The following is a 12,368-nucleotide window of genomic DNA, read 5'->3' as shown; positions in this document are numbered from 1 at the left end:
TGCTGCGCTCACATCAGGGCGCCAGCGGCAAAATCCGTCTCGCGCGGGTGGGCGACAATGAATGTCAACACGACCTAGAAATCTGTCGGTGCGCCGCCTTCGGACTTCCGCCGCGCCACGAAATCCGCCAGTTCGTCGCGGATCGCGATGTCCATCGGGGGCGGTTCGAAACTGGTAACGATATCCTTGAACATGTGATGCGCGCGCTCCGGGGTCCAGATCGCGCCCGCGGCCTCCCAGCCCTCGTAGTTCTTCCAGTCGGACAGGAAGGGCTGGTAAAACGCGGTGGTATAGCGGTCCTGGGTGTGCTGAATGCCAAAGAAATGGCCCGTATTGCCCACCGATTTGATCGCATCCAGTGCGATCTCATCCGGGCCGGTGGCGCAGATCTCGGGCTGCATGTAGCGCTGGATCTGCTGCAGCACCTCGCAATCCATGATGAACTTTTCGGGGCTGGCGATCAGCCCGCCCTCCAGCCATCCGGCGGCGTGATACACCATGTTGGTGCCCGATTGCACCGCGGCCCAGAGCGAATTGGAGGTTTCCCACATCGCCTGCCCGTCCGGCACATTGGCGGCGCAGACGCCGGAGGACCGCAGCGGCAGGCCGTAGAAGCGGGCAAGCTGCCCGGTCATCTGGGTCGCGCGCATGTATTCCGGCGTGCCAAAGGCGGGGGCACCCGATTTCATGTCCACGTTGGATGTGAACGTGCCGATCGCGACCGGGCAGCCGGGGCGGATGATCTGCGCCAGCACCACGGCGCAAAGCGCCTCTGCCAGCGATTGCGCCACGGCGCCGGACATGGTGACAGGGGCCATGGCACCGGCCAGGGTGAAGGGGGTCACCACCAGCCCCTGCCCGCGCCGCGCCAGCCGCATCCAGCCGTCCATCATCGGAAAATCGTGTTTCAAGGGCGAGGTCGAATTGATGTTGGTGTACATATGCGGGGTGGCGTCGAATTCGTCATGGGTCAGACCACCCGCGATGCGCACCATTTCCATCACATCCTCGACCCGCTCGCGGCCCAGCGAATAGGCGTGCATGACCTTGTCGGTCAGCGTCAGCTTGTCATAAAGCACGTCAAGGTGCCGCACCGAAGCATGTACATCCACCGGTTCGACGGGATAGCCGCCCGCAAAGTGGATGCAGTTGAAATACTGTGTCAGCTTCAGCAGGTCGCGGCACATCTCGCGGGTGCCGGGGACCTTCTTGCCAATCGCCATATCCCAGTAGTTGGGCGGTGAGGACACATTGCCGAACAGCAGGTTCCTGCCGCCCACGGTGATCCGGCGGTCCGGGTTGCGCGGGGTCAGGGTGAATTCGGCGGGGGCCTTGCCCACCCATTCCATCACGAAGTCGCGCCCCATGCGGACATTCTCGCCATTGACGGTGCAGCCCGCCCTGCCCAGGATTTCCAGCGCCTCGGGGTTCAGAAACTCGATCCCGATTTCTTCCAGTATCCGCATGGCACCATCGTGGATCGCCGCGATGCCTTCTTCGTCCAGAGGTTCGGTGGGGCGGTCGATGTTGACCGGCGGGTTCCAGGGCATCTGCTCGATGACCGCGCTGCCACGCCGGGTCTTGGCCCCCGCGCGCCCGCCGCTGCGCGTTTTGCGTCTGGGTTGGGTCTCTGTCATGGTTGCTCTCCTGAGGTTGCTCTCAGAAAGCCCCAGCCCAGCGCCCACATCCGTTCCGTTCGCGACGAAGGATGTCGCTTCCGGGCCGCCGTTAGCCGGTAATCGGGTGGCGGGCGTCAAGCCAGGCGGGCAGATGGCCGATATCGGGCAATACGGCATCGGCCAGCGGGGCCAGCGTTTCCGCCGTGGCCATGCCGGTGAGGACCGCGACACAGATCATGCCGGCGGCGCGCCCAGCCACCAGATCATGGGTGCTGTCGCCGATCATGGCGATCCGTTCGGCCGGCAGGCCGGTCGCCTCGGCAAAGGCCCGCATCTGGCCCGGCTCCGGCTTGCCGCCATGGCCACTGTCGAAACCGGCGATGAAATCGAACTGGTCCTCGATCCCCGCCGCCGCCAGATGCGCCCGTGCAGGCACGATGGCATCATTGGTCGCCACCCCCAGCGCCAGGCCGCGTCCGCGCAGGCCCTTCAGCAAGGGAATCAGCGGCACCGCCTCGCGCTGCGGCGCGCGGGCGGCTTCCTCGTTCAACACGCCGATCAGCTGCGGGCCGGAAAGTTCGGGAAAAAGCGGCAGGAGCGCCGCCGTCACCTCTCCCGGTGTGCCCGCGATGACGATGCTGTCAGGCGCGAAGACGGCTGCATCATAGTCAAATCCGATCCTTGCGCCCGCCTGCAACGCGCGGTCGTGGTCGCCGCCGCACAGCCGGGTCAGAAAGGCAGCGGCCCAGGCCTCCCATGTGGCGGCAAAGTCGAACAAGGTGCCATCCTTGTCAAAGAGCAACCCTTTGATTTCATTCATGTCCAATTCACCTGCTCGCCACCGGGCAAGGCCGCCCGTGCCATCATCGGCCTGTCATAGGATGCTTTCACCGCGTCACAGAAAGCCACCACCCAGGCATCATCCATCATCAGGAAATCGAGCACACCGCCCAGGAAGGCGGGATCGGCCGCGCGTTCGCGCAGATCGGTCTCGGAGGTCCCGGTGCTGCCCAGGAACACCGGCAGAAGATCATCATTGCCAACCAGCCAGGCCAGCGCCTGCAGGGCAAAACTTTCGGCGGACTCCCGCGTATCGGACATGGCTCTTCCGTTTTTTAAGGTTCCAGCAACGCTTTGTTAACCAATGGGTTCAAGAAAGAACCTATGGAATGCGTTCTTACATCACGCGGAGGTCGGGGGCATGCAAGCTAGAATCCTCATCGCCGACCCGATTGTCACCAACCGCATCGTGCTGAAGGTCAAACTGGCCAGCGCGTTCTATACCGTCATTCAGGCGGGAACGATGGCCGAGGCCACGGAAATCGCGCTTTCCGATGCGCCGGACCTGATCATCAGCGCCTTGGAACTGCCCGACGGATCGGCGGCGGAGCTTTGCGCTCAGCTGGCCAAATGGTCGCAGACCCGGCAGATCGGCATCCTGGCCCTGGCCGGTCAGATCGACCATGCCACACGCATGACCACGCTGGAGGCGGGTGTGCATGATATCCTGGTCAGACCCTATGACGAGACCCTGCTGCTGAGCCGGGTGCGCAGCCTGATCCGCACCTATAATGCAGAGGCGGAGTGGCAGATCCGCGACGATACCACGCGCGCATTGGGCTTTGCCGAACCGGAGGTAACCTTTGGCCCGCAGGGCGAATTCGTGCTGGTGGGGCAGGACCGGACCACAATCCAGCGATGGGCCATCGGGCTGCGCCCCCTGCTGGGCGGCAAGGTCACGCTGGCCAGCGACAAGGAGATCATGGGCAAACGGCTGGACAAGGGCCCGCCGGACGTCTTTGTCCTTGTGATCGGGCCGGAGACCGCCGGGTCCGGCGACAGTCTGAGGCTGATCTCGGCCTTGCGGACAAATGCAAGGTCGCGGCATTGCGGCATCCTTGTCCTGCAGACGCAGCCCGATGCCACATTGGCAACCAATGCGCTGGACATGGGCGCGGACGACCTGATGACCGATGGTTTCGACGCGGCCGAACTTGCCCTGCGGCTCAAGGCCTTGCTGCGGCGCAAACTCCTGTCGGAAAAGCTGCGCCAGACTGTCCGGACGGGGCTGAAAGCGGCGATGTATGACCCGCTCACCGGGCTTTACAACCGGCGCTATGCCATGCCGCATCTGGTGCGCGTGGCCGAACAGGCGCGCAGCACGGGACGCCCCTTTGCGGTGATGGTCTGCGACCTGGATCATTTCAAACGCATCAATGATCTTTACGGCCATGCCTCGGGCGATGCGGTGCTGGTCGAGGTGGCCGAACGGCTGCGCAGTTCCCTGCGGGCGATGGACATGGTGGCCCGGATCGGGGGGGAGGAATTCATGATTGTCATGCCCGCCACCACCCTGCCCGAAGCGCGCCAGGCGGCGCTGCGCCTTTGCGACCTGATTGGCGGAAGCCCCTTCGACCTGCCCGGCAGCGCCGATCCGGTCCGCATCACCATCAGCATCGGCATGGCGCTTGATACCCAGCCCCAATCGCCGGAGGAGGCGGGCGATGCCGATATCTCGGCGGAGGATGCGGGGGCCAGGCTGATGGATCAGGCGGACAAGGCGCTTTACGCCGCCAAGGTCAAGGGCCGCAATCAGGTCAAGCTTGGCCGTCCCGCCGCCTGAATTGCCGCCGCCTGAACTGCCGCCGCCTGAACCTCCAATATCACCATGATCGCAATTGCGGCGGGGTCCGAATTCATTCCGCCTGACGGGGCCAGCGCCGTGCATCCGGCGCGCCAAGCGCTGCCACCACCGGAGCAAGCAAGCGCCGGGGCACCATCATCAGAAGCGCCGGCGCATCAACCGTGACCGTCATCGGCCCGGTAGCATGGTTCGATGTGCCGGACTGGACGCCGGGCGCGAAATCAAGCCCGTCGAGCGGCCAGTGCAACCCGGTGCTCTGCGCCGTGACCGGGGCCAGCGGAAACAGGGAGATCACCTCGGCGCGTTCGGTCGGCAGGCTGATGCGCGGCGGGGCAAGAAACAAAAGCTCCTCTGCCCCGATCAGCACACAGGGGCGATCCGCGCAGACCATCAGCGTGTGCAATGCCGCCAGCTGGTGGTCGATCCGCCCGCCGGTAAAGCCCACCGCGATGACAACGGGGGCCGTGATGCGGGTCAGCGCCTTTTCGAAATCCGTGCTGTCCTGTTCCGCGATCAGATGCAGGTGACCCGCCGGTATCGCGCGCCGCGTTTCGGGCGAAAGCGAGTCGAAATCGCCGATCACGGCTTCGGGCATGATCCCGGCTGCAAGGGCAAGTGCCGCGCCGCCATCCGCTGCAACGCAGCGGGGCGCCAGCGTCAATGCTTTGTGAAGATCTTGTGGCGTAGCCTGCCCACCACCGACCAACGTGATTGGACCCTTCCCGTGAACAATGCCCTTCGTTTTGGCGACAATGCCGTCAATCATGGCTCATTTGCCCTTATTCCGGAAACAGATCACATTCTGGCCTTAAAATGATACGATGCCTTGCACAGATTCGGACCTCTTTGGTCTTGGACATCGTGGTAAACAGATATCTGCAGAACCGCAGAGGACGAGCATCCGATGATGAGTAACAACAAGATCCTGACCGTCTCATATGGCACGTTTTCGTGCACGCTGGAAGGTTTCGATGACAGCTTCGGCACCATGAAGGCGATTGCGGAGTATTTCCGCGATCTGGCGGCAGATGACCGTTACTTTGGTGCAGAACCTCCGCAGCCCGATGCCGAAATGCTGACGCGGATTGCTCAGAAGGAAATTTCGCGCCGGGTTCAGGCCCGCGAGCATGATGGCAAGATCGTGCTGAGCGCGCTGGAAGATCACAGCGATGCGCCCGAACAACCCGCAGCCAAGGCACCGGAAGCCGCTCAGGCAGAGGCCAGCGCGCCTGCTGCCGCCGGTATCGCAGCGCTGGCCGGCGCCGCCGAACCAGCCGCCGCTGCCCCCGTTGAAGCAGCCCCTGCACCTGTCGATGAGGCTGACGCCGCCATCGCCGCAGAAGCGCATGTTGACCTGGCCGATCTGGCCCGGGAAGAGCCGGCCGGGGCTGACAGCGACGCACCCGCAGAAGAGACAGCAGCGCCGGAACCGCTCCGCGACCTCACCGAAGAGGCCGTGGCCAGCACGGCACCCGAGACCTCCGTTCAGGACGAAGACGAGAACGATATCGTTCCCGGTCAGCCCGATTCGGAGGTCGAAGCCTTCTTTGCCGAAAACGCGGCAGAGGGTTCCGTCTCTGACGATTTCGAGGATGACCTGGCAGAGGCCGCCGAACTGGCCGGGACGGCAGAGCCGGTTGCCGCTGCCCCGGCAGCCCCCGCGCCCGACAGCATCGCCGCCAAGCTGCAGCGCATCCGTGCGGTTGTGGCGCAGCATGACGATGCCGACGACGAAGAGGCCTATGCCGAAGACGAAGATGCCATCGCAGGCAGCCGTGCCGCGGCTGCGTTTGACGATCTGGAAGACACCGCAGAGGATGACCACGCCGATGACAACGCGGAGCAGGATCTGATCGCCCGCGCCCGCCATGACATCGAAGACGCGCTTGATGCGGATGACGCGGCGGATCAGGCCGAAGCGGAAGACGATTACAGCGACATCCTGAACCGTCTGGCGATGGATGATGATGACGCCGTGGCGGAGGCCGTGGAAGACGAGGCCGAAGGTGAGGACGACGGGTCTTCCGAGGTCGAGGATGCACTGGCGAACCTGTTTGACGACGAGGACGAGGCAGAGGCAGAGATCGCGGAAGCCGCCGAAGCGGAGGATGCCTTCGACGCCATCGAGGATGCCGAGGTAGAAGCCGCGCTTGCGGCCGAGCCCGAAACCGCCCCGCAGCCCCGCGCCCGCGTGATCAAGGTCAAGCGCGCCGATCTGGAAGCGGCGATCAACCGTGGCGAGCTGGAAGAATACGACGACGAGGAAGACGACGATTTCGACATGTCCGACCTGGATGATGTGGACCGGGCGCTTGACGATCTGGCGCCTTCGAAATCGGCCGACACCTCGCTTTCGCCCGAAGACGAACAGGAACTGGCCCGCGAACTGGCCGAGCTTGAGAAAGACATCGAAGGCGACAATATCCTGCCGGTCAGGCAAAAGGCCGATGACCGCGCGGCCGGCACGTCCCGGCACACCCTGCCCGCCATCGAGGATGAAGCAAGCGACGACATGTCCCGCCTGATGGCCGAAGCCGACCATCACATGGACGAGCCCGAAAGCACGACACGCCGCAATGCCTTTGCCCATCTGCGTGCCGCGGTTGCGGCCAAGAAGGCTGATGGCGGGATCGGCACCGATGCCGAGCAGGAAAAGAAGGACCGCGCCTTCCGCTCCGACCTGGCAGAGGTTGTGCGCCCGCGCCGCCCGGTTGGGTCCGGCAACCGCACCGCCCGGCCCGAAGAATCGCGTCCCGCACCGCTGAAACTGGTGGCCGAACAGCGCATCGACGTTGAAAAGACCCGTGCCGCGGGCCCGGTGCGTCCGCGCCGTGTTTCCGCCGTTGTGACAGAACCGAAGGCCACCGCCGAGGGCACCGTGAGTTTTGCGGAATATGCCGAGGAGATGGGCGCGCATTCCCTTCCCGAACTTTTGGAAGCGGCAGCGGCCTATATGTCCTTTGTCGAAGGGTTCGAGCAGTTCTCCCGCCCGCAACTGATGACAAAGGTGCGTCAGGTCGGCCCGGAAGAGGGTTTCAGCCGCGAAGACGGTCTGCGGTCCTTTGGCCAGCTGCTGCGCGCGGGCAAGATCGAAAAGATCAAGGGCGGGCGGTTCACCGTCTCCGAGGATATCGGTTATCGCCCCGACCAGCGCGCCGTGGGGTAACCCCGGCGCACCCGCTGCGAAATGGCCGCCCCTCAGGGCGGCTGAGGCTGCTGAAAAAGCACGTTCCTGCACCCGCTCCCCCCGAAACAACGAAATCGTTCTTCCACGACGCCAGCCACAAGCCTTGGCGCGGGCTGAAAGCCCGGGCCGCGCCCGACCCTCCCCCCGGGAGGGCGCTTTTGGTGACTTCTCGTATCACACTGACAACATTGATATTTGTTAGGGAAGCGCTCCGAATGCGCGTCTCAATGCGCCCTCCCAGGCTCGGGCGCGGCCCTTCGTTCGAAAACGGAACGCAGAGCGCAGAAGAACGAATTACCTCCGGCGGCAGCCGTTTCCGGGTTTGTCAGCAATCTGGGCCGCCCCTCGGGGCGGCTTTTTCATTTCAGATCAGAGCCTTGCGGATGTCTTCAGTAAACGCGGCAGCTTGCCGGACAAGGGCGGCGGAGCTGCCCCGGGGACCTTCGCGTCAGATTTGCGGCTCAATGAACATTGCTGCCTTGCCCGCAGCCGCTTCAATCGTCGCGCGCTTCCGGGTCCGCCTGACCGATCCCCTTGAACACAAACTTGAACGGGATCGCCCAAAGCACCCCAAGACCCACGTAGATCGCGAGTTCCACGAGAATCGAGGGCCGGTCGAAGAGCGCCACCAGGTTCAGCGCCACGACGATATAGAGCGGCAGACCGACCAGCAGAATCACCAATGCCCAACGGCGGCGTGCCTTATAGCTCAGGGCCATGAAGCCTCCTCAGTCCGCGAAGGGATCGGTGACCAGAATCGTGTCTTCCCGCTCCGGCGAGGTGGAGAGCAGTGCCACGGGACATTGGATCAACTCTTCGACGCGGCGCACGTATTTGATTGCCTCGGCGGGCAGATCGGCCCAGCTGCGCGCGCCTTCGGTCGATTGCGACCAGCCCGGCATTTCCTCATAGACCGGGGTGCAGCGCGCCTGCTGATCTGCGGCGGTGGGCAGATATTCCAGCGTCTTGCCGTCCAGCTCATAGCCGACGCAGATCTTGAGGGTTTCAAACCCGTCCAGCACATCCAGCTTGGTGAAGGCGATGCCGTTCACGCCGGATGTGGCGCAGGTCTGGCGCACCAGCACGGCGTCGAACCAGCCGCAGCGGCGCTTGCGCCCGGTGACGGTGCCAAATTCATGCCCCCGCTCGCCCAGGCGCTGGCCATCCGCGTCGTGCAGTTCGGCGGGGAAAGGCCCCTCGCCCACGCGGGTGGTATAGGCCTTCACGATGCCGAGGACAAAGTCGATGGAGCCGGGCCCGATGCCGGTGCCGGTTGCCGCCTGACCCGCGATCACATTGGAGGAGGTGACAAAGGGATAGGTGCCAAAGTCGATATCCAGCAGCGCGCCCTGTGCGCCCTCGAACAGGATCCGCTTGCCCGCCTTGCGCTGTTCGTTCAGCACCTTCCAGACCGGTGCCGCATATTCCAGAACCGCCGGGGCGATCTCTTTCAGCGCCGCGATCAGCGCGTCGCGGTCCACCGGCTCAAGCCCCAGACCCCGGCGCAGCGCGTCGTGATGCACCAGCGCGCGGTCCACCCGCAGTTCCAGCGTCGCCTCATCCGCCAGATCGGCCACACGCACCGCGCGGCGGCCCACCTTGTCCTCATAGGCCGGGCCGATGCCGCGCCCTGTCGTGCCGATCTTGGCCACCGAATTCTGCGCCTCGCGGGCGCGGTCCAACTCGCCGTGGATCGGCAGGATCAGCGATGTGTTTTCGGCAATCATCAGGGTCTCGGGGGTGATGGTGACACCCTGGCTGCGCAGCCCTTCGATTTCCTTGACCAGATGCCAGGGGTCCAGCACGACACCATTGCCGATCACGCTCAGCTTGCCGCCGCGCACGATGCCCGAGGGCAGCAGGCTCAGCTTGAAGACCTCACCGTCGATCACCAGCGTATGGCCCGCGTTATGCCCGCCCTGGAAACGCGCGATCACATCGGCACGCTCGGACAGCCAGTCGACAATCTTGCCTTTTCCCTCGTCGCCCCACTGGGCTCCGACAACAACGACATTGGCCATATTGAACTTCCCCTTTTGGCAACCGGCCTTGCTATAACGTCGAAGCGGCGCGGGTGAAACTGAAAAACGCGGCATTGCACCGAAGGCCGCATTTTCCGGCGCGCTGCGGGCAGGGAGAGCCATGGACTTTCCCCGCGCGAGAGCGGTAATTTCAGCGTGAAACGGTGAAAGGGGCTGCAATATGGGTTTCGTGATGCGCTGGGTCTGCGCCTTTGTCCTGCTGGCAGTGACCTTCAATCCGACCGAATACAATTACACCAACTGGGTGATGGATTACGGCAGCGCCAATATGTCCATCGCGGTGCTGCTGGGGCTGTTGCTGCTGATCGGCTACATCATCTATCTGCGCGCCACCCTGCGCTCCATCGGGGCCTTCGGCATGTTGCTGGTGCTTGCGGTCGTGGGGGCCGCACTTTGGGTGCTTTATGATCTGGGGGTGCTGCGGCTGGACAATTCCAGCTTCAATGTCTGGCTGTCGCTGGTCGCACTCAGCTTTGTCCTGGGCATCGGGCTCAGCTGGAGCCATGTGCGCCGGGCGCTCTCCGGTCAGGCCGATATGGATGATGTGGACGAATAACGGGACGCTTAGGCTCTGGACTCATTAATCTTACACGCTCAGTTTGACAGATTTTTTCGCAGACCAGGAACATCTGCGCAGGAATAGTGGTTCTATTTCAAGCAGATGTGACGCAAGCTGCGGGAAAATCCGTCAAACCCGAAGGGCGGTGATTTCACTTCATTTCAATGTCTTGGGTCGTTTGCAAATAGAACCACTATTGGCTGCACGCCCCAAACCATTGAAATTTCGTGAAATCGCCGCTGAGCATGTAAGATTAATGGGTCCAGAGCCTAACGGGACGGCGGGCGGGGCGCGCTGGCGTCAGCCAGCAGCGTCGTCCAGCCGGACGGGCGCGCCATGCGGGGTGCGCAGATAGGCTGCTTCCCAGGCGTCCCGCAATGCCGCGACATCGCCGGAATCGGCGAGGCCCGTCTCTGCCAGGAAAACCTCAAGCGTTTCCAGCCAGGCGGCAAAGTAATCCTCGCCGCCGTTCAATTCCCGCGCCAGACCGTGCCGCCGCAGGGTTGCGCCGAAACGCGCCGCCCAGTCGCCCCAGCTGAACTGGCCGGATTCGTTCAGATGTACCGTCAGGGCAAAGACCTGCGCATGCCAGGGTGCCTCGAACACCGGTTCGGGCCGGGTCATGGGGCAGCGCTCAGATAGCTTTGCCACAGGTCCACCACCACCTCGTCATCCGGGTGTTCGGGGTGGGCCCAAAGTTCGGAGGCCGGGAAAACCACGGCATAAAGCGGCTCGGGCGCCTCGCCCTGCCCATGGGCATTGCTGTCGGGAAAGACATGTGACCCGTGCAGCCGCAGGATGCGCCCCCGCGCCCCTGCCGCATAGCCGGGCAGCCGTGTATGCCCGCCCGGCACCACGGCGTTCTCGGCCTGCGCCCGTGTCACCACCGCGTCGCCTGCCGCAAAGAGCGGCTTCACCGCGCTGGGGCGCTCCACCGGGCCGCCGCGCGCCAGAACCTCGGCCACCCTGGCACGCGTCAGCACCTTGTCCGCCAGGGGGCTGGGCCCTGCCTCTGCCGCGCCTGCCATTTCGTCGCGGGTGACAAGGCCCCGTTCCACCAGCAGGTTCGCCAGCGCCGCCATCCACTTTTCATAATAGGAGAACCGCGCGTAATCCTTTGGAGCCAGGCGTTCCCGCGCATGGCGCGACATGTCGATGTTCCATTGCCCCAATGGGCCGGTCGCCACGGTGACCGCCATGGCACGCGGGTGCCAGTCTGCGTGAAAGATCACGCTTTCGTCTTCGGGCACCACCGCGCCGTCGCCGAACCGCCCGCCCATGTCGTGGACGCGGGTCACGCGGCTGCGCCAGTATGGTTGTGGACGCGCGCCATGGCTGCCGCGCCAATATGGTTGTGGACGCGGGTCACGCGGCTGCGCCAATATGGTTGTGGACGCGCGCCATGGCTGCCGCGCCAATATGGTTGTGGACGCGGGTCACGCGGCTGCGCCAATATGGTTGTGGACGCGCGCCATGGCTGCCGCGCCAATATGGTTGTGGACGCGGGTCACGCGGCTGCGCCAATATGGTTGCAGAGGCTGGTCATGGCTGCCGCGCCAGGCCGGTGCCGATCATGCTGTCGCGGCTGACAAGGGCCATCAGCGCCTCCTCCTCCATGCCTTCGGTGCCCTCGGGCCTGCGCGGGATCACCAGATAGCGCATCTCGGCAGTCGAATCCCAGACCCGCACCGCTGTTTCCGGCGGCAGTTCAACCCCGAATTCCGCCAGCACCTTGCGGGGTTCGCGCACCACGCGGGCGCGGTAGGCATCCGATTTGTACCAGCCCGGCGGGATCCCCAGGAGCGGCCAGGGATAGCAGCTGCACAGGGTGCAGACGACCATGTTGTGCTGCTGCGCGGTGTTCTCGACCGCCATCATATGTTCGCCCTGACGCCCGTAGAACCCCATCTCGGCCACCACGGCGGTCGCATCCGCCATCAGGGCGGCGTGAAATCCCGGATCGCGCCAGGCCCGCGCCACCACCCGCGCGCCGTTGCGCGGACCGATCCGGTTTTCATAGGTGTCGATGATTTCATCCACCGCCGCCGGGTCGATCAGCCCCTTGCGCGTCAAAAGCGTTTCAAGCGCCTTGACCCGCAGGGCGGGGTCGGAGGGCAGCAGGCTGTGCGGTTCATCATGATCGTGTGGCATGGCCAATCATTGCCAAAGGCCCGCGCGCTTGTCCATGGGCTGAAACCGGCCCGATCGGCCAAGTCCTTCTGATTTCAGATCACTTTACAGGCGAAATGCGCCGAAAAATATGTTATACAGATTGCATGAAGCGAGTCTGATACACCTCATTTCCAGGGAAAACCTC

The 12,368-nt window shown here is 64.0% G+C and carries 12 protein-coding genes; 3 read left to right on the top strand and 9 right to left on the bottom strand.

Translation table 11 applies throughout. From position 1 onward, the window contains the following. Nucleotides 1-74 precede the first annotated feature (74 nt). From O4H53_RS14960 to O4H53_RS14950, 3 genes are all read right to left on the bottom strand, one after another. Nucleotides 75-1,637 (bottom strand): trimethylamine methyltransferase family protein, encoded by a 1,563-nt coding sequence (locus O4H53_RS14960; RefSeq protein ID WP_269364951.1) that lies wholly within the window; start codon nt 1,635-1,637, stop codon nt 75-77. Nucleotides 1,638-1,728: 91 nt separating this feature from the next. Further along, nucleotides 1,729-2,439, bottom strand: a complete 711-nt coding sequence (locus O4H53_RS14955; protein WP_269364949.1) for an HAD family hydrolase — start codon at nt 2,437-2,439, stop codon at nt 1,729-1,731. Beyond that, nucleotides 2,436-2,720, bottom strand: coding sequence for a DUF3572 domain-containing protein (locus tag O4H53_RS14950; protein ID WP_269364947.1), 285 nt, complete (start codon nt 2,718-2,720; stop codon nt 2,436-2,438). Before O4H53_RS14950 ends, O4H53_RS14955 begins: the two co-directional genes overlap by 4 nt. 100 nt (nt 2,721-2,820) lie before the next feature. Between O4H53_RS14950 and O4H53_RS14945 the strand changes: the two genes are divergently transcribed. Next, a complete protein-coding gene (locus tag O4H53_RS14945) occupies nt 2,821-4,242 on the top strand; it encodes a diguanylate cyclase domain-containing protein (RefSeq protein WP_269364944.1) in 1,422 nt (473 codons plus the stop codon). A gap of 73 nt (nt 4,243-4,315) precedes the next feature. Here the strand turns inward: O4H53_RS14945 and O4H53_RS14940 are convergent, their stop codons facing one another. Continuing rightward, complete coding sequence (locus tag O4H53_RS14940; RefSeq protein ID WP_269364942.1) at nt 4,316-5,029, bottom strand: thiamine diphosphokinase; 714 nt, start codon at nt 5,027-5,029, stop codon at nt 4,316-4,318. Nucleotides 5,030-5,170: 141 nt separating this feature from the next. Here O4H53_RS14940 and O4H53_RS14935 point away from each other — a divergent pair, with 141 nt between their 5' ends. Beyond that, a complete protein-coding gene (locus O4H53_RS14935) occupies nt 5,171-7,429 on the top strand; it encodes a hypothetical protein (RefSeq protein WP_269364940.1) in 2,259 nt (752 codons plus the stop codon). Between the two features lie 515 nt (nt 7,430-7,944). Here the strand turns inward: O4H53_RS14935 and O4H53_RS14930 are convergent. Together O4H53_RS14930 and O4H53_RS14925 are read right to left on the bottom strand one after the other, a co-directional pair. Further along, nucleotides 7,945-8,169: a DUF2842 domain-containing protein gene (locus O4H53_RS14930; protein WP_114275759.1), complete on the bottom strand. Its 225-nt coding sequence runs from the start codon at nt 8,167-8,169 to the stop codon at nt 7,945-7,947. Between the two features lie 9 nt (nt 8,170-8,178). After that, complete coding sequence (locus tag O4H53_RS14925) at nt 8,179-9,471, bottom strand: adenylosuccinate synthase (protein ID WP_114275760.1); 1,293 nt, start codon at nt 9,469-9,471, stop codon at nt 8,179-8,181. 181 nt (nt 9,472-9,652) lie between these two features. Here O4H53_RS14925 and O4H53_RS14920 point away from each other — a divergent pair, with 181 nt between their 5' ends. Beyond that, nucleotides 9,653-10,048 (top strand): DUF6524 family protein, encoded by a 396-nt coding sequence (locus tag O4H53_RS14920; protein WP_067293478.1) that lies wholly within the window; start codon nt 9,653-9,655, stop codon nt 10,046-10,048. Between the two features lie 303 nt (nt 10,049-10,351). Here the strand turns inward: O4H53_RS14920 and O4H53_RS14915 are convergent, their stop codons facing one another. The 3 genes from O4H53_RS14915 to nthA form a co-directional block, all read right to left on the bottom strand. After that, a complete protein-coding gene (locus O4H53_RS14915; protein ID WP_269364936.1) occupies nt 10,352-10,675 on the bottom strand; it encodes a nitrile hydratase accessory protein in 324 nt (107 codons plus the stop codon). Continuing rightward, on the bottom strand, nt 10,672-11,349 hold the full coding sequence (gene nthB, locus O4H53_RS14910; protein ID WP_269364935.1) for a nitrile hydratase subunit beta: 678 nt from the start codon (nt 11,347-11,349) through the stop codon (nt 10,672-10,674). Before nthB ends, O4H53_RS14915 begins: the two co-directional genes overlap by 4 nt. Before the next feature lie 244 nt (nt 11,350-11,593). Beyond that, a complete protein-coding gene (gene nthA / locus O4H53_RS14905; protein ID WP_269364932.1) occupies nt 11,594-12,202 on the bottom strand; it encodes a nitrile hydratase subunit alpha in 609 nt (202 codons plus the stop codon). Between the last annotated feature and the right edge of the window lie 166 nt (nt 12,203-12,368).

The sequence above is a fragment of the Sulfitobacter sp. G21635-S1 genome, assembly GCF_027213915.1.
Lineage (GTDB): Bacteria > Pseudomonadota > Alphaproteobacteria > Rhodobacterales > Rhodobacteraceae > Sulfitobacter.
Note: the sequence above shows the minus strand (reverse complement) of the source record. Positions and strands in the feature narration are given on the sequence as shown.